Below are 16,690 nucleotides of genomic sequence, written 5' to 3' on the forward strand. Positions count from 1 at the left end.
ATTTGTCAGGAAGGAGTTTGAACATGCCTCAGACGCTTGCGCAGAAAATTTTGCAAGCCCATACCGACGAGGCCGTGCGGTGCGACGGCCAGATCATCCAGTGCCGGGTATCCATGGTGCTTGCCAACGATATTACCGGCCCGCTGGCCATCAAGTCATTTCGCGGCATGGGCGCGGAAAAGGTTTTCGACAAGGACAGGATCGCCCTGGTCATGGACCACTTCACGCCCCAGAAGGACATTGATTCGGCCAATCAGGTGTTGATCAGCCGCAACTTCGCGGAAGAGCAGGGCATCACCCATTATTACGAGGGCGGCGACTGCGGGGTGGAGCACACCCTCCTGCCCGAGCAGGGGCTGGTGGCCCCCGGCGACCTGGTTATTGGCGCGGACAGCCACACCTGCACTTACGGCGGCATCGGGGCCTTTGCCACGGGCATGGGCTCCACGGACATCGCGGCGGCCATGGCCCTGGGCGAGACCTGGCTCAAGGTGCCGCCCACCATCCGGGTCGAGATCAGGGGCGAGATGCCCCGCTGGCTGCGCGCCAAAGACCTCATGCTGCTGCTCATCGGCGCCATCGGCGTGGACGGCGCCCTGTACAAGGCCTTGGAATTCGGCGGCCCTGTCATTGACGCCCTGGACGTGGAAGGCCGCCTGACCATGGCCAACATGGCTATCGAGGCCGGCGGCAAGGCCGGGCTCTTCGCCGTGGACGCCCAGACCAGGGCTTATTGCGCGGAGCACGGCCGCCCCGGTCTGAGTCTGGAACTGGCCGCCGACCCGGATGCGGTCTACGAGCGCGTGGTGGAGATCGACGTCACGGGCCGGGAGCCCGTGGTGGCGTGTCCGCATCTGCCGTCCAATGTGAAGCCCGTGTCCGAAGTCGGGGATACGCCCATCCAGCAGGTGGTCATCGGCTCCTGCACCAACGGCCGCATCAGCGATATGCGTGACGCGGCGGAAGTGCTGCGCGGCCGCAAGGTGGACAAAAAGGTGCGCTGCATCGTGCTGCCCTCCACACCCACGGTCTGGAAGCAGTGCCTGAAGGAAGGTCTCATGGAGGTCTTCATGGATGCGGGCTGCATTGTTGGGCCCTGCACCTGCGGCCCCTGCCTGGGCGGCCATACGGGGATTCTGGGCGACGGCGAGCGCGCGGTGGCGACCACCAACCGCAACTTCAAGGGCCGCATGGGCAGTCTCTCCTCCGAGGTCTATCTGGCGAGCCCGGTGGTGGCGGCGGCCAGCGCCGTGGCGGGTAAAATCGCTTCCCCCGGGACGTTGTAAAACCGTTACGGATGGAAGCGCGCGACTGTCATAAAAGTTTTGGGAAAGACAGGGGGCCGGGGAAGGGAGAAGCCTTTTCCCAAGGGGTTTCCCTTTCCGGAGAGTCTCTCCAGAGGGTCAAAGCATGAACTACAAGGGCAAGGCCCACAAAGTGGGCGAACATATTGATACGGACGCCATCATTCCGGCGCGTTTCCTGGTGACCACCGACGCGAAAAAGCTGGGCGAGAACTGCATGTCCGGCCTGGAACCGGACTGGGTCAAACGCGTGGCGCCGGGCGACATCCTGGTGGCCGGGCGCAACTTCGGCTGCGGTTCCTCGCGTGAGCACGCGCCCATCGCCATTCTGGGCGCGGGCATGCCTGTGGTCATCGGTCACAGCTTCGCGCGCATCTTTTACCGCAACGCCTTCAATATGGGTCTGCTGCTCATGGAAGTAGGCGATGAGGTGGACAAGATCAACGACGGCGACGCGCTGGAAATCGACGCCGCCACGGGCCGCATACGCGACCTGAGCAACGGCGCGGAAATCACCTGCCCGCCCCTGCCCCAATCCATGGCCGCCATTCTGTCCAAGGGTGGTTTGGTTGGCTATGTGAAGGAACGCTTGGCGCGAGGGTAATTTTTTGCGGAGGAGAAATCTTTTTGAAAAAAGATTTCTCCCCCGCCCCTTCTTCCGAAAACGTTTATCCAGGGAGGCTGACCTGAATAAACGTTTTCGGGAGGATGGGCGTGAGGAAAGGAAGCTCTTTTTTACATGGGATTCCTTCCCCCACGGCGCAACATCGTCTTACAAAAGGATATTTTTCATGAACAAAACCATTTGCCTGCTGCCCGGCGACGGCATCGGCCCGGAAATTCTGGCCCAGGGGGCTGCGGTGCTGGCGGCCACGGCCCAGAAATTCGGCCATACCTTTGATTCTGAAGAGGCCCTCATTGGCGGGGCCGCCGTGGACGCCACGGGTTCGCCCCTGCCCGAGGCGACCGTGGAGGCCTGCCGCAAGGCCGACGCCGTGTATCTGGCCGCTGTGGGCGGTCCCAAATGGGACAGTATGCCGCCGGAAAAGCGCCCGGAAAAAGGCCTCTTGGGCATCCGCAAGGCTCTGGGCCTGTTCGCCAATCTGCGCCCGGCCCTGCTGCTGCCGGAATTGGCCGGGGCCTGCCTGCTGCGGCCGGATGTGGCGGCCAAGGGTCTTGATCTCATTGTGGTGCGCGAGCTCACGGGCGATGTCTATTTCGGCGAGCCGCGCGGCGTGGAACTGCGCGGCGGTCGCCGCACGGGCTTCAATACCATGATCTATGACGAGGAAGAGATCCGCCGCATCGCCAGGGTGGCCTTTGAGACCGCCCGTCGGCGCCGTGGCAAGGTCTGCTCCGTGGAAAAGAGCAACGTGCTGGAAACCTCGCGTCTCTGGAAAGAAGTGGTGCTGGAAGTCCACAAGGACTATGCCGACGTGGAGCTCTCCCACATGTATGTGGACAATGCGGCCATGCAGCTGGTGCGCGACCCGTCCCAGTTCGACGTGATTCTCACCGGCAATATTTTCGGCGACATCCTTTCCGACGAGGCCTCGGTGATTACCGGTTCCCTGGGCATGCTGCCCTCGGCTTCCCTGGGCGCGTCCGGGCCGGGCCTGTTCGAGCCCGCCCACGGCTCAGCGCCGGACATCGCGGGCCAGGACAAGGCCAATCCCCTGGCGACCATCCTTTCCGGGGCCATGCTTTTGCGCCTGGGACTGCACCTCGCCGCCGAAGCGGACTGCATTGAAAACGCCGTGCGCCGGACCCTGCGCGACGGCTACCGCACCGGCGACATCATGGAGCCGGGAAAAACCCTGGTGGGTTGCGAGGAGATGGGCCGCAAGGTCATCGAGCGCCTGTAGTCCGCATACGCCGTGGGCGTTGGCATTGAGAACGTGAAAGGAGGGAGGCCGCGCGCCTTCCTCTTTTTTTGCGCCGCCCGCTGGGGAAGGGCGTTGAGGGATCTTTTATTTTGAAAACGTTCTAAGGACGCGTTGAGGAATGAAGATTTTTGTTCTCCGCCAAGGGCGCCAGCCGTTGCCGCGTCAGTGTCTTGCTTGAGCCGTTCACGGCGAAGCCGTGTTGTCTTGCGGCTACAGCTAAGGCAATACAGCAGAGCTATGCCGGAATAAAAGGTGAATTTCGACGCGGAGATAACCGAAAAGACGCTCGTGACGACAGCCTCTACGTCCGGGCGCGGCACAGCAAAGCCCGGATATGGCCGCCCAGCATGACCAGCAGCACCGAGGCGGCGATAAGCGCCACGCCGCCCGCCAGGCCCGGGCTGAAGGGTTCCCCGAACACCAGTATGCCCACCATGACGGCGGTGAGCGGCTCCATGACGCCCAGCACGGAGGTCATGGTGGAGCCGATGCGCTGGATGGCCAGAATCAGGGTGAGGTTGGAGAGCACGGCGGTGACCACCGCCAGCAGGGCGGCGATGCCCAGCTCCCGCCAGGAGGTCAGGATCTGGAACGTGCCGGTGCCCAGGGCGTTGATCAGGGAGAGCAGGGCGCTGAACAGCATCACGTAAAAGGTCATCACCAGGCCGCTCATATTCGGGATGCGCGCCGTCTGGATGCCGACGATATACAGGGAATTGCACAGCGCGGATAGCAGCATCATGCCCACGCCCAGCAGGCTGATGCTCGTGCCGCCGTCGCCGGGGCCGCTGCTGAGCAGGGCCACGCCGGACACGGCCAGGATGATGGACAGGGCGATGGTCCAGGAAAAGCGTTCATGGAAAAAAACGATCATGATCAGCATGACCATGACCGGATAGAGAAACTGGAGGGTGGCGGCCACGCCGCTGGGCAGGTAGCTGAAGGCCCAGAAAAAAAGCAGCGCGGCGAGCATGTACATGACGCTCATGCCCGCCAGCTTGCAGAGGTCCACCCCGCGCGTGCGGAAGCGCTCGCCGCGTGCGGCCAGCAGGCCGCCCAGGGTGAGGGTGGCGATCAGAAAGCGATAAAAAAGCGCTGTTTCCGCCGTCACGCCCGCGTGCAGCAGCGGGAGGGTGAACAGCGGGATCAGCCCGAACGTGGCGGACGAAAACAAACCCAGGAAAAAGCCCATCACTGCCTCCGGCCCGTCCATACCGGAGATCGGGCCGCCACGCAAGGGCGGGCCGGGATTGCGGCGTTTTGGACTCTAAATGGAACAGGCCTCCCGGCGTATGTCCGGGAGGCCTGTTCGTCAGAAATATGTCGGAGGCGGACTTAGAACAGATTAACTTTGGAATTTTACAAAGCGTTGCTCTCGATGCCTGTACGCCCTTTGGGCTACAGACACAGCCCTACGGGCCGCCCGTCGGGCCGGTCTTCGCGGCGCGCCGCACCGTGTGCGGACGTAGAGCAATTTCAAAGCGAATCTGCTCTAGTGCGAGCTGTCCAGCACCACTTCGGCCTCGGGATGGGCCTGGCGCAATGCCTCATGCATGGCGGCCGCATCGGCGAAGGCGCGGAACGGCCCCACCTTCTCGTCGCCCTTGCCGGCGCTGTAACGCACGTAATACGCCTGATCGGCCTTGAGCGGGGTGCCGCTCTCGTCGCTGACCACTTCCAGGTCCACCTTGCCCACGCCGCGCTTGCTCAAGTCAAGCTGCTTGGCCGCGGCATAGGAGAGGTCGATGATCCGGCCGCGCACATAGGGGCCGCGATCAGTCACACAGACCATGACGCTCTTGCCGTTGTCCTGATCCGTGACCTTGACCACCGTGCCGATGGGCAGGGTGCGGTGGGCCGCGGTAAAGGTGTACATGTCGTAATCGACACCGCTGGCCGTGGAGCCGCCGTGAAAGTCGCGGCCGTACCAGGAGGCCTTGCCCGTGAGCATTTCGCTGCCCTGGGCGCGCTTGAGCCAGATTTCGCGGCTGTCCGCGCTCTTGCGGATTTCCTCGGCCTTGCGCTGCTTTTTGTTTTTGGCGCTGCTGCGGTGTTTTTTGCGCGTGCTTTTGTCCTTGCTGCTGACAGCCTGGCTTTTACGCGCTGAAGAGACATTTTTCTTGCTTTTTCCAGCGGAGGGAGTGTGGGCTTCCGTGCCGGATTTCCGGCTTTTGGCTTGGGGAGCGCTTTGTGAAGCCGCGTCGGCGTTCATGGGGGCGGCCAGGGCCAGGCAAAGGGCCAGGGCCGCCCCTATGGAAAGCCAGCGTGAATACTTCATGGTTACTCCTTGGTTGGTGTTCGAGGCTGTCCGCCAAGACATTCAGCGTGCGGGCCTTTTGCCCGCCGACCGCGTTGAACGTCTTGAAAAAGCCGGACGGGTCGCGCCCGCGACTCTGACCCCAAGGGCTTTTCCCGGCGGCCTGGAAACGCGTCCGCGCGTCGTGTGCCGCCCGCCTGCAAGGGGAATGCCTTTTCTTATTGCACAGACTATACCGCAAAAAAAACGCCTCTGTCAAATCAGTGAAAAATTTTTATTATCAATCGGTTATAAAAAGTTTAGAAAGAAATTCGGTCAAGTGCCGACCGCTGCGGCAGCCAAAAAAATGCCGCCCCAACATAAACAATGCTGGGGCGGCATCAACGATAAAAGAGAAATGCGGGGGAGGTTACCAGTCCAGGGTCCGCTTAAATGCGCGGGCCAGATCCTCCACGTTTTCGCGCAGCACCGTACTGTCGCCGCTTTTCAGGGTCAGGTTCCCGTCGCCGGTGACCGTGCCGATGCGGCGGCAGATCTGCCACAGGCCCAGGGCGTCCAGCAGCATGGCCAGGTCCGGCTTGACGCTGACCAGCAGGCGGCTGGCCGACTCGCTGTAGAGCAGTTCCGTGCGGCTCATTTCCTCCAGGGCGGGCACAGCGTCCAGGTCCACTTCCGCGCCCAGGCGGCCGCCGATGCACATTTCGGCCAGGGCTACGGCCAGGCCGCCGTCCGAGCAGTCGTGGCAGGCGGCAATGGCCCGCTGGCCCATGAGCGCGTGCAGCGCGCGGTAGCGCGCCAGGGCCGCGGCGGCGTCCACCTGCGGCATGCGGCCGCCTCTGAGGCCCAATTCGTCGGCGGCTTCGCTGCCCGCCATTTCACGCCAGGTGCCGCCCAGCAGGTAGATATGCTCGCCCTCGCGCTTGAAGTCCGAGGTCTGGGTGCAGGTCACGTTGCGGATCACGCCCAGCACCGAGAAGAGCACCGTGGGCGGAATGGAAATGCGTTCTCCGCCGCCGGTGTAGTCGTTTTTCATGGAATCCTTGCCCGAAATGCAGGGCAGGCCGAACGCCAGGGAGAATTGCCGCAGGGCCTTGCAGGCCCGCACCAGTTGGGCCAGTTTGTAGCGGCCGTCGGGATTCTTCTCGCTCCAGACCGGGTCGCACCAGCAGAAGTTGTCCACCCCGGCCAGGGCGTCGGGGTCGCCGCCCACGGCCACGGCATTGCGCACGGCCTCGTCCATGGCGTTGGCCATCATCCAGTAGGTGTCGTAATCGCTGAACTTGGGGCAAATGCCGTGGCTGATGACCAAGCCCGCGTCCGACTCCAGCAGGGGGCGCAGCACACCCGCGTCCGCCGGGCCGTCGCGCAGCACGCCCACCAGGGGCTTGATGACGCTGCCGCCGCGCACTTCATGGTCGTACTGGCGAATGATGTATTCCTTGGAGCAGATATTCAGGCGACCCAGCATGCGCCGCAAAAATTCGCCCTCGTCCGCCCCCTCGACGTTCACGCGGATGTCCGGCATGTCCGGGGCCTTCCATACGGCTTCCAGCGTCAGCTGGGGCACGCCGTCGTGCATGAATTCCATGGGCAGGGAGGCCACCACCTTTTCCTTGTAGCGAGCCTCGAAAAAGCCGGAATCCGTGAAGTGGCCCAGGGCCGTGGCCTCCACGTCCATGCGCGCGGCGAGATTCATGAATTCCGCCAGCTTGTCCGGCGGCACGGCCAGGGTCATGCGCTCCTGGGCTTCGGAGAGCAGGATTTCCCAGGGCCGCAGGCCGTCGTATTTCAGCGGGGCCTTGGCGATGTCCAGCACGCAGCCGTCCGTATCTTCCGCCATTTCGCCCACCGAGGAGGACAGGCCGCCCGCGCCGTTGTCCGTAATGGCCGTGTACAGGCCCAGGTCGCGCGCGCGCAGGATGAAATCGTACATCTTGCGCTGGGTGATGGGGTCGCCGATCTGCACGGCCGTGGCCGGGGAACCCTCGTGCAGTTCCTCGGAGGAGAAGGTGGCCCCGTGGATGCCGTCCTTGCCGATACGGCCGCCGGTCATCACGATGATGTCGCCCACATTGGCTTTTTTCTGCCAGCCGGGGCGGCCGTTGATTTCCGTGGGAATGATGCCCACGGTGCCGCAATAGACCAGGGGCTTGCCCAGATAGCGCTCGTCAAAGACCAGGGAGCCGTTGACCGTGGGAATGCCGGATTTGTTGCCGCCGTGTTCCACGCCTTCGCGCACGCCTTCCAGCACCCGGCGCGGGTGCAGCAGACGCGGGGGAATGGCCTTGTCGTAGAAAGGCGAAGCAAAACAGAACACGTCCGTATTGCAGACAAGTTCCGCGCCCAGGCCTGTGCCCATGGGGTCGCGGTTCACGCCCACGATGCCGGTCAGCGCGCCGCCGTAGGGGTCCAGCGCCGAGGGGCTGTTGTGCGTTTCCACCTTGATGCAGGCGTCGTAGCCGTTGATAAAGGCGATGACCCCGGCGTTGTCCTTGAACACGGACTTGCAGTAGTCGTTGTCGCCCATGCGCGCGCGCAGCAGGGCCGTGGCGTCGCGGATGCAGGTCTTGTACAGATTGTCCACATCCTCGCGACGGCCGGTCTCTTCATTGGTGTAATCAATGCGCGAGGCGAAAATCTTGTGTTTGCAGTGCTCGGACCAGGTCTGGGCCAGCACTTCCATTTCCACGTCCGTGGGGTCGGCGGGCAGATCCAGGGCCTTGCGCCGGGCCGCTTCGCCCGCTTCGGTGAAGTGGTCGCGGATGCGGTGCAGCTCGTTGAGATTCAGAGCCCAGGTATTTTCACGGCTGGCCTGTTGCAGAGCCGCGTCGTCCATGCGGGAAAGCGGCACGGTTTCCACCGTGTCGTTGGCTTCGCCGGTGACCTTGGCGGCCTGCGGCGCAAAGCCGGGTTCGGCCCGCCATTCCTCCAGGCTCTTGACCCGGAAGCGCTGAATCAGCGTATTGCAGAGCAGGTCGCGGCTGAGGGCTTCCACCTGCTCGCGGCTGAGCGGGGCCGCCGGATCATTGCAGATGCGGTACTGCACCGCCGTGTAGACGCGCAGGCTGTCGCGCGGGATGTCCAGCACCAGGGCGGCGGTGTCGCGGGCCGTGCGGGCCTCGTTGTCCGTGACGCCGGGGCGGAAGCCCACTTCCACGAACCAGTCCGGTTCGGGCGTCAGCAGGGGCAGGGGCTCCAGCGAGGCCCGTTGCAGGATGGGATCGTGCCAGACTCCTTCATCCAGCAGGCGGCGAACCTGGGCCTCGCCCAGACCGTCCACGGTGAAAACCTTGATCTGGCGCACCTGCGCCACGCTGAGGCCCAGGGCCTTGCGCAGATGCTGGGCCGTCTTGCGGCCCTGGGTATCGTCCAGCCCGGCATGCAGGCCTGTTTCCACACGATAGAGCATAGTAGGCTTCCTCGCAGCGGCTTTTATGTATGCGGGGGGAATCATTCTCCCCGGCGGGGTTTGGGGCGGAGCCCCGCAAAAAGAACGGACATGATCTTTAAATTTAACGGAAGTGCTGATTAATGACCATTAATCAGCACTTCCTTATTTTTTTCTGTCGCGCACATAATCCGCCATCTGGCGCATGAGCTCGCGTTCCGGCCTGTCCGGCAGGGCGTCCAGAGCGGAGCGGGCCGTGGCCAGGTAAGCGTCGGCGTCCAGGCGGGTCTGCCGGTCGTGCCCGGCGTCGCGGATGCGTCCGGCAATGGCGGCGGCGTCGTTGTCGGTCATCAGGCCGCAGCCGAAGGCCGCGTCAAAGGCCGCGCGTTCGCCGTCGGCCAGACCCAGGCGGTAAAGGCGCAGGGGCGGAGTGAGCTTGCCTTCGCGCACGTCGCCGCCCGTGGGTTTGCCGGTGAGGCTTTCAGGCGCGAAATCCAAGGCGTCGTCCACCATCTGGAAGGCCATGCCCAGATTCTCGCCGTAAGCGGCCGCCGCCTCCACCTGCGCGTCCGTGCCGCCCGCCCGCAGCGCGCCCAGCTGGCAGGAGGCGCGGATCAGCCAAGCGGTTTTGCCGCGCACGATTTCCGCGTATTCCTCGGCGCTGGTGTCCACCCGGCGCTGGGCCGCGATTTCCAGAATCTCACCGGCCGCGGTACGGCTGGTAGCCTCGGAAAAACAAAGGGAGAGGCGCGGATCGCCGAAGCCCGCCACCAGGGCGTTGGCCTGGGCCAGCAGGGCGTCACCCGCCAGGATGGTGGGCGTCACGTCGAAAATGGTGTGCGCGGCGGGTTTGCCCCGACGGCTCGCGGCATTGTCCAGCACGTCGTCATGCAGCAGGGTGGCCGCGTGCAGCATTTCCATGGTCACGGCCAGATCGTAGATGTCCGCGCGCTCATAGCCCAGCAGGCGGGCCGTGAGCACCACCAGCAAGGGCCGCAGGCGTTTACCGCCCGCTTCAAAAATGTGCAGGGCCACCGGCCGCACGGGTTCGGGCAGGCCGTGGGCGGCGCGTTCCAGGGCCGCGTTGACGGGCGGCAGTTCCAGGGCGAGGCGTGCTTTGAGAAGAATGTTTGCCATGGCTCACAACAGGTTGAGTGAGGGCAGCGCCGCGCCGAGGGATTGCAGCGCGCCCGGAAAATCCTTTTCCTCTTTTCTGCGCGGACCCACCTTGTTGGATACGCAACGGATCTCCACGCAGGGAATCCCGGCTCTGGCGCAGGCGTAGGCCACGGCAAAGCCCTCCATGTTTTCCAACTCCGCGTGATAGCGGCTCCAGAGCTCGCGGGCCCGGTCAAAGCTGGCGCTGACTCCGGCCACGGTCAGCGAGCGGCATTCCGTAAACGCATCCATGCCGCCGGATTTGAGAGCGACTTCCGGCAGGGCCTCCGGGCCGGGCAGGGGCAGGCGGTCATAGACCTCAGCACCCCCCGCGCCTTCCGCGCCGCGCCGCCAGAGCGGAAAACTGAACGCCCTGGCCGTCACATGCCGCCCGTCGTGCAGGCCGTATTCCGGCCAGATTTCCTCGCGCACCAGACAGAGCGTGCGCAGGGGCAGCGCGTCCAGATCAAACGCGCCCGCCAGACCCGCGTTGAGCACCGCTGTGACGGGCCGGTTCTCCGCCGCCGCCCGGCCCAGGCAATGGCCCAGGGCCAGCGCCGCGTTGAGCGGACCCACGCCGGTGACGCAGGCCAGCGCCTCCCGACCTTTGAGGCGCATGGGAATGAGGCGCATTTCCTCCAGAGCGTCCGCTTCGGGAAAGAGCGCCGGGGCCAGGGCGGCCAGCTCCCGGCCCGTGGCCGCGCAGATCAGCAGGCACACCGGCTCTACAGCCTCCAGTAGTCGATGCCCGCCGCGCGCATGGCCGAGGGATCGAAAAAGGCCTTCACGTCCAGCAGCACGGCTTTGTCCGGATCCGCGAAGCGACGCTTGAGCTCGTCGGGCGTCAGGGCCGTGTATTCCCGGTGGGACACGGCCAGAATCAGGGCGTCCAGATTGCGCAGTTCGTCCAGGGGCACCAGCTCCTGCCCGTATTCGTGCAGGGCTTCCGCCGGATCGGCCTGGGCGTCGTTGACCAGCACGTCCACGCCGTAATCCCTGAGCTCGCGCACCACATCCACCACGCGGGTATTGCGCAGGTCCGGCACGTTTTCCTTAAAGGTAAAGCCCAGAATGCCCACCCGCGCGCCGCTGACGACCCGTCCGCATTTGATCATCCGCTTGACCGCGCATTCGGCCACGTATTTGCCCATATTGTCGTTGATCCGGCGCCCTGCCAGGATCACTTCCGGATGAAAGCCCAGTTCCTCGGCCTTGAAGGTCAGGTAATAGGGATCCACGCCGATGCAGTGGCCGCCCACCAGGCCGGGCCGGAAGGGCAGGAAGTTCCATTTGCTGCCCGCCGCTTCCAGCACCTCCAGGGTATCGATGCCCAGGCGCTCGAAAATGACGGCCAGTTCGTTCATCAGGGCGATGTTCAGGTCGCGCTGGGTGTTCTCGATGACCTTGGCCGCCTCGGCCACCTTGATGCTGGAGGCGCGGTGGATGCCCGCCCGGACCACCGAACCGTAGATTTGCGCCAGCAGGTCCGCCGTGGCCTGATCCGAGCCGGAAACGATTTTGGTGATGGTTTCCAGGGTGTGAACCTTGTCGCCGGGATTGATGCGCTCCGGCGAATAGCCCACCGTGAAGTCGCTGCCGAAGCGCAGGCCCGATTCCTTTTCCAGGATGGGCACGCAGATTTCTTCCGTCAGGCCGGGATAGACCGTGGATTCATAGACCACCACGCAACCTTTGGACATATGGCGGCCCACGGTGGTGGTGGCCCCCACCACGGGCGTAAGGTCCGGGGAGCGGTGGTCGTCGATGGGCGTTGGCACGGCCACGATGATCACCGCGGCTTGCGCCAGATCCGCCGGGTCGCTGGTGTAGCGCACCGTAGCGGCCCTGAGCCCCTCGTCGCTGACTTCACGAGTGCGGTCGTGGCCCTGGGCCAGTTCCGCAATGCGTCCGGCATTGATGTCGAAACCCAGCACGTCCATATGCCGCGACAGGGCCACGGCCAGGGGCAGGCCCACATACCCCAAGCCCACCACGGCCAGAGGCTGACGGCGTTTCTGCAGCGCTTCAAATGTGATCATGGTTCTTTCCTTTACAAAAGCCTGATTTTCCGTCACCAGAAAATATGCAATTTGATCTTGCCCTGTTTCTGCGCGCCCTGGGCTTGGCCTTTGTGCTGGAAGGCCTGTGCTGGGCGCTGTTTCCCGGCGGCATGCGCCGGGCCATGGCCAGCCTGCTGCCCCGCCCGGAGAGCCAGTTGCGCCTGGCCGGTCTGGCGGCGGTGGCGGCGGGGCTGCTGGTCGTCGCGCTGGCCTGCCTGTAAAAAAAGTTTTTTTGCCCCCTGGCCCGCGATCGCCGCTTCCCTGCCGGGGGAAAAATCCATTTTTTTGGCGTAGTTCAACTTTGAAAATGTTGAAATGCCTTGGCGGCCGCGAGAGCGGACGCCCACGCCTGAAGCCAAGGTGCCTTTAGCCGTTCGCGAGCAAAACGAGCGTTGCTTTAGCTGTAGGCGACGCAGGAGCCGTACAGACAAGGACTGCAGCGCTACGGATAAAGAGAGCAATGATGGACCATGTTCCCGCCGCAGGCTGAAGGCAACGTCAGCTTTGAAATCGGCACAACTTCAAAGTAAATCCGCTCTAGAGCATTTTCGCAATGCAAGTACTCTGTACTATTAAAATGCCCGGCCTTGTGAAACAGGGCCCGCGAGATTTTCGTGGGCGACTTTGCCCGCCGTTAAACTGAAATCTCAAGCATTCTATGCTCTAAAGACAGCCCTGGAACCGTTGCCATAATTGCGGACAGTTCCGGGCTGATATTTTTCCTGCAAGGTTTGTTATGCCTTTTCCCCCACATGCAGGCAGACAATGCCCGAGGTCAGTTTGAGGTGCCAGGCGCGGGCGAATCCGGCGCGCAGCATTTCCTCCTCTAGTTTCCGGGCCGTGGGAAAAGCGCGGATGGTATCCGCCAGGTAGCCATAGGCCGCCGGGTCTTTGGAAAACATCCGGCCCACGCGCGGCAGGATCTGGTTCAGATAAAAATTGTACAGCCCGCCCCAGATCCGTTCCTGGCCGGAACCGAATTCCAGGATGCAGGCCCGGCCGCCGGGCCGCAACACGCGCAGCATTTCCGCGAACGCGGCCTCGCGCGGCAGAATGTTGCGGATGCCGAAGGCCATGGTGATGCAGTCCACCGAGGCGTCGGGCAGGGGCAGCTGCTTGGCGTCCGCGGCCACAGGCAGGATGCGCCGGGCGTTTTCGTCTTTGAGCTTGCGACGGCCCAGAGCCAGCATGGGCGGGCAGAAATCCAGCGCGGGCACCAAGGCTGTGGGGTAGCGGCGGCGTACGGCCAGGGCCACGTCCAAGGTTCCGGCGGCCAGGTCCAGCACAACGCCCCCCTGGCCAAGGCGCACGTTGCGGGCCAGCACCTTACGCCAGTACTGGTCCACGCCCAGGCTTAACAGCCGGTTGAGCAAATCGTAAAAACGCGCGATGCGGCCGAACATACCGACCACGGCCGCGTCATGGGCGCGGGACTGACCGGAAGCCGGGCCGGATGGGGAAGTGGGAGAGGCGCTCACGCCCGCGGCCCGTCGGTTTCATCCGCGCTGTTGCGAATGGCTTCGTAGACCACCCGGTAGACGGCGGGAAAGATTTCCGCGAAGTTGCCCGGCGAAACCGTGCGTGTCTCAATGAATTTGGCGGTCAGTTCCTTGGCCACCTGCAAGGCTTCCTTGCGATCCTTATCCATGTCTGCCTCAAAAGTCCGTATCCGCCGGGATCAGTGAGTTGCTCCGGCGAAAATAAAAAACCCGTCCCTTGGGGAATGGCCGGATGACCCACAGCGGGTTCGTCGCCTGGACGGGTAAAAGAACGGAAACACAAGCCCCCGCCCCTTTTGTTCGTCATGAGAGCATTTCAATGCTGAAACGCCTGGCCGCCGCATCGGCGGCAGCGATAATTCTATTTTTTCGACAGGAAGCGACAGCGTCGCAAAACAGGGCAACAGCATATGCGTTCCGCCGGGCCTTGGCAAGAGCGCGTGCCGGGCGGGGCATGAGGCGGCTCGCCGGTATGTAAAAAATGCGGACGCCGCGTCGGCGGCGTCCGGACGGGAATTTTGAGGGGCTTGCAGTTAGAGCGGATTAACTTTGAATTTTGTAAAATTTCAAAGTTAATCCGCTTTGGGCTGTGCCGGGACTTGATCAGCCCTGTATCAGTTTGGCGATTTCCTCGCGCAGAATGCGCGCCGCCGCACCGGCGGCGGCCTTTTCCACCTGCTGGTTGAAGCGGGGTTCCAAGGTATCCAGGCGGCTTTCCAGCGCGTCCATGCGCACCGACACGCTTTTGCCCAGGAGGCTGACGCTTTGCAGGCGTTCCTCCAGGGCCGCGTCCGTGACGCCCGAGGGCATGGCCTTCAGGGCTTGGCTTACCGAGGAGGCGATCAGGGCCGCGAAACGGTCGTGCAGGGGATTACCCTCGCGCAGAAGATCTTCCAGAGAGGCCGAGGGCGCGGCGGCGGCCTTTTCCAATGCCGCGACGCGAGCCCGGGCCTCGGCCAGTTCGCTTTCACAACGCTGGAGGCGTTCGTCCAGGCGGGCGGCCTGCTCCGTCAACTCCGTCAGTTCCCGCAGCGCCGCCGGATCTGCCGGGATGTCCGCCGTCCGGGCGACCTGCTCCCCGGCCCGTGCCGTGGCTTCGCTTTGCGCAAATTCGGCCTGGACTTCCTCCGCCGGAGTGGCGACCTGTTCCATTCGCAAGTCTTCTTCCGAGGCGGGCATGAGCAAAAGATCTTCCACAGCCGGGACGTCAGCCACCACAGCGGGTTCGGTCTCGGGCCGTTCCGTTCCCTCGGAGGCGGCAAAAGGCGTCGCGGATGCATCGGCTTCTTCCTGCATGGCGCTGCGCAGCAGTTCGTCCAGATCCAGTTCCGGTTCGGATTCCGGACGTTCCTCTGCCGCCGGGTTCTCTTCCACGGCGGGGAGATCCGGCGCCTCCTCGGCTTGCGGCAGATTTTCCATGCTGTCGGCGGGCAATGCCGGTTCCGGCTCCAGTGCCTCGGCTTCCAGGGGCGGCCGGGCGGCGTCGGTTTTCCCCGCCTCTTCGGCGTCACCCGCAGCGGGGGCGGGCGACATGTCCTGATCCGGAGACATGACCGCCAGCAGGGCGTCCAGATCTGTCTCAAGATCAGGAGCCGCTTCCGGCGCAACGTCCTCCGGCATGTGATCCGCCGCTGTCGAGGGCGTGGAGGGCCGGGCTTGCTCGGGCTCCGCTGTTGCGGCGGCATCCTGTTCCGCGTCCAGGCCGGTCGGCGGATTGCTCTGGTCCGCGCTCGGCTCCGGGGCCGGATCAGGAGACGGGGTCTGAGATGCCGGGGCTTCCGGCGCGGGGGCGGGCGTCGCCTCCGCTCCGGCGGGTGCCAGCAGCTTGTCCAGATCTATGCATGCATCGCACTCTCCGGAACCGGACCGTTTCGTCGGCTGGGGTGACGCGGGCGCGTCGACCGAGGCCAGCAGGGCGTCCAGGTCCATTTCAAGATCAGGCTCTTTTTCCGGCGCGGGCTCGGACGCTGCCGAGGATGCGGCGGGTTTGTCCGGCGCGGATTCCGCCGTTGCGGGCTGATCCTGCTCCGCATCCAGACCGGCCAGCAGGCTGTCCAGGTCCGCGGCCAGATCCGGATTCTCCCGGGCTTGCGGTGCGGGAGCGGATGCTTCGGCCGGAGCGGGAGCCTCGGCTGAAGCCAGCAGGGCGTCCAGGTCGTCGGCGAAATTCGGTTCTTCCGGCTGCGGCGAGGCCGCGGCCAGGAGATCATGCACATCTGGTTCCTGCGCGGACGCTGGAGCGGGTTTCTGTGGCGCGGAGCCGCTCATGGCGTTGAGCAGATCATCCACGGCATTGTCCAGATCCCCGGGATCGGCGTCTTGCGCGGCATCCGGCCCGCGCTCATGGGGCTGCGGCGGAATGTCCAGAGTGTCGAGCAGCTTGTCCACCTCGACCATGCCCGACATGTCGAGCTCTTCGTGGGGATCGACCTTGTGTTCCGGCGCGGCAGCCCGCGCGGCGGGAGGCGGGGGCACGGGCTGCTCGTCGCCGGCTTCCATCTGGGCCAGAAGGGCGTCGATTTCCGCGTCGCCCTGCCGGGCCTGGCCGTCGTTGAGACTCTGCATGTGCACGCTGATGTCTTCTTTGACGCTTTCGGCCGGGGGGACAACAGCCGCCGGGGCCTCGCCTTTTTCTATCAGTTCGGTGAGGTCGATGATTTCTTCATCAGTCTCAGCAATTTTCTCGGCAACCATGCGAACCTCATGGGGTTGACGGAGCGGCGCGCGTGCGCCGGAGCGGGCGGACCACCGCTCCTCAGCGTTCCCGCCGGCATTGACGCCTGGAAAAACGGGCAGCGGCGACGCGGCGTTATTGTCGTTATCCGTACTGCGCGGGCTGAAACGAAACTCTGGCCCGCTCTAATACAGAAACGGCAAAAAAATATATCAGTTTATAGGCAAAGACGCAAATTCGTGGAGAAAACCGCCTAATGTCTGATTGCAAAAACTTCGAGCATAGTCATGCTCTCAATTTTCGCAGGATCGTCAGCGAAAAAACGTGGTTTTCCGCTGAGCCACGGCGGCTACGCCGCCGCAACGCCTTACGGGTTTTGTGTGTCTAATTTGAAAAATTAGACACTGACCTCCAGGTCGGAACAGGAAAGCGGGGGAGAAGTGCGGGAATAAAAAGGCGCGGCC

The 16,690-nt window shown here is 63.9% G+C and carries 13 protein-coding genes; 4 read left to right on the forward strand and 9 right to left on the reverse strand.

All coding sequences use genetic code 11. The features are described 5' to 3' along the window. Positions 1 to 23: 23 nt before the first annotated feature. The 3 genes from HMPREF0326_RS05520 (at position 24) to leuB (ending at position 3,169) form a co-directional block, all read left to right on the forward strand. On the forward strand, positions 24 to 1,286 hold the full coding sequence (locus tag HMPREF0326_RS05520; protein WP_008683513.1) for a 3-isopropylmalate dehydratase large subunit: 1,263 nt from the start codon (positions 24 to 26) through the stop codon (positions 1,284 to 1,286). 124 nt (positions 1,287 to 1,410) lie between these two features. After that, complete coding sequence (locus tag HMPREF0326_RS05525; protein ID WP_008683515.1) at positions 1,411 to 1,908, forward strand: 3-isopropylmalate dehydratase small subunit; 498 nt, start codon at positions 1,411 to 1,413, stop codon at positions 1,906 to 1,908. Positions 1,909 to 2,095: 187 nt separating this feature from the next. After that, a complete protein-coding gene (leuB, locus tag HMPREF0326_RS05530) occupies positions 2,096 to 3,169 on the forward strand; it encodes a 3-isopropylmalate dehydrogenase (RefSeq protein ID WP_008683516.1) in 1,074 nt (357 codons plus the stop codon). 322 nt (positions 3,170 to 3,491) lie between these two features. Here leuB and HMPREF0326_RS05535 read toward each other — a convergent pair whose 3' ends face one another. The 6 genes from HMPREF0326_RS05535 to HMPREF0326_RS05560 form a co-directional block, all read right to left on the reverse strand. Further along, on the reverse strand, positions 3,492 to 4,382 hold the full coding sequence (locus HMPREF0326_RS05535; RefSeq protein WP_020990290.1) for an EamA family transporter: 891 nt from the start codon (positions 4,380 to 4,382) through the stop codon (positions 3,492 to 3,494). Between the two features lie 300 nt (positions 4,383 to 4,682). Then, positions 4,683 to 5,468: a septal ring lytic transglycosylase RlpA family protein gene (locus HMPREF0326_RS05540; protein ID WP_008683519.1), complete on the reverse strand. Its 786-nt coding sequence runs from the start codon at positions 5,466 to 5,468 to the stop codon at positions 4,683 to 4,685. A 388-nt stretch (positions 5,469 to 5,856) separates the two neighbouring features. After that, positions 5,857 to 8,856: an AIR synthase-related protein gene (locus tag HMPREF0326_RS05545; RefSeq protein WP_008683521.1), complete on the reverse strand. Its 3,000-nt coding sequence runs from the start codon at positions 8,854 to 8,856 to the stop codon at positions 5,857 to 5,859. A 144-nt stretch (positions 8,857 to 9,000) separates the two neighbouring features. Further along, entirely contained in the window at positions 9,001 to 9,972 is a 972-nt protein-coding gene (locus HMPREF0326_RS05550; protein ID WP_008683523.1) for a polyprenyl synthetase family protein, read from the reverse strand. Positions 9,973 to 9,975: 3 nt separating this feature from the next. Then, a complete protein-coding gene (gene mqnB, locus HMPREF0326_RS05555; protein ID WP_008683525.1) occupies positions 9,976 to 10,713 on the reverse strand; it encodes a futalosine hydrolase in 738 nt (245 codons plus the stop codon). Positions 10,714 to 10,718: 5 nt separating this feature from the next. Beyond that, on the reverse strand, positions 10,719 to 12,032 hold the full coding sequence (locus HMPREF0326_RS05560; RefSeq protein WP_020990291.1) for a nucleotide sugar dehydrogenase: 1,314 nt from the start codon (positions 12,030 to 12,032) through the stop codon (positions 10,719 to 10,721). A 44-nt stretch (positions 12,033 to 12,076) separates the two neighbouring features. Here HMPREF0326_RS05560 and HMPREF0326_RS05565 point away from each other — a divergent pair, with 44 nt between their 5' ends. Next, positions 12,077 to 12,274 carry a DUF2065 domain-containing protein gene (locus tag HMPREF0326_RS05565; RefSeq protein ID WP_008683528.1) on the forward strand — a complete coding sequence of 66 codons (198 nt, stop codon included), beginning with the start codon at positions 12,077 to 12,079 and terminating at the stop codon, positions 12,272 to 12,274. A gap of 513 nt (positions 12,275 to 12,787) precedes the next feature. Here the strand turns inward: HMPREF0326_RS05565 and HMPREF0326_RS05570 are convergent. The 3 genes from HMPREF0326_RS05570 to HMPREF0326_RS05575 form a co-directional block, all read right to left on the reverse strand. After that, the gene (locus tag HMPREF0326_RS05570; RefSeq protein ID WP_008683531.1) at positions 12,788 to 13,531 is read right to left on the reverse strand and encodes a ubiquinone/menaquinone biosynthesis methyltransferase; all 744 of its coding nucleotides are present in this window, start codon (positions 13,529 to 13,531) and stop codon (positions 12,788 to 12,790) included. Further along, on the reverse strand, positions 13,528 to 13,701 hold the full coding sequence (locus tag HMPREF0326_RS17170) for a hypothetical protein (RefSeq protein WP_008683532.1): 174 nt from the start codon (positions 13,699 to 13,701) through the stop codon (positions 13,528 to 13,530). The genes HMPREF0326_RS05570 and HMPREF0326_RS17170 overlap by 4 nt, the downstream gene beginning before the upstream one ends. Positions 13,702 to 14,155: 454 nt before the next feature. Beyond that, positions 14,156 to 16,246: a hypothetical protein gene (locus HMPREF0326_RS05575; RefSeq protein WP_008683534.1), complete on the reverse strand. Its 2,091-nt coding sequence runs from the start codon at positions 16,244 to 16,246 to the stop codon at positions 14,156 to 14,158. Between the last annotated feature and the right edge of the window lie 444 nt (positions 16,247 to 16,690).

This window comes from Desulfovibrio sp. 3_1_syn3 (assembly GCF_000145315.2).
GTDB lineage: Bacteria > Desulfobacterota > Desulfovibrionia > Desulfovibrionales > Desulfovibrionaceae > Desulfovibrio > Desulfovibrio fairfieldensis.

What these genes read in the sequence shown, in the direction of transcription:
- HMPREF0326_RS05520 (WP_008683513.1), top strand. Translation starts at nt 24, where the DNA reads ATGCCTCAGACGCTTGCGCAGAAAATTTTGCAAGCCCATACCGACGAG.
- HMPREF0326_RS05525 (WP_008683515.1), top strand. Translation starts at nt 1,411, where the DNA reads ATGAACTACAAGGGCAAGGCCCACAAAGTGGGCGAACATATTGATACG.
- leuB (WP_008683516.1), top strand. Translation starts at nt 2,096, where the DNA reads ATGAACAAAACCATTTGCCTGCTGCCCGGCGACGGCATCGGCCCGGAA.
- HMPREF0326_RS05535 (WP_020990290.1), bottom strand. Translation starts at nt 4,382, where the DNA reads ATGGGCTTTTTCCTGGGTTTGTTTTCGTCCGCCACGTTCGGGCTGATC.
- HMPREF0326_RS05540 (WP_008683519.1), bottom strand. Translation starts at nt 5,468, where the DNA reads ATGAAGTATTCACGCTGGCTTTCCATAGGGGCGGCCCTGGCCCTTTGC.
- HMPREF0326_RS05545 (WP_008683521.1), bottom strand. Translation starts at nt 8,856, where the DNA reads ATGCTCTATCGTGTGGAAACAGGCCTGCATGCCGGGCTGGACGATACC.
- HMPREF0326_RS05550 (WP_008683523.1), bottom strand. Translation starts at nt 9,972, where the DNA reads ATGGCAAACATTCTTCTCAAAGCACGCCTCGCCCTGGAACTGCCGCCC.
- HMPREF0326_RS05560 (WP_020990291.1), bottom strand. Translation starts at nt 12,032, where the DNA reads ATGATCACATTTGAAGCGCTGCAGAAACGCCGTCAGCCTCTGGCCGTG.
- HMPREF0326_RS05565 (WP_008683528.1), top strand. Translation starts at nt 12,077, where the DNA reads ATGCAATTTGATCTTGCCCTGTTTCTGCGCGCCCTGGGCTTGGCCTTT.
- HMPREF0326_RS17170 (WP_008683532.1), bottom strand. Translation starts at nt 13,701, where the DNA reads ATGGATAAGGATCGCAAGGAAGCCTTGCAGGTGGCCAAGGAACTGACC.
- HMPREF0326_RS05575 (WP_008683534.1), bottom strand. Translation starts at nt 16,246, where the DNA reads ATGGTTGCCGAGAAAATTGCTGAGACTGATGAAGAAATCATCGACCTC.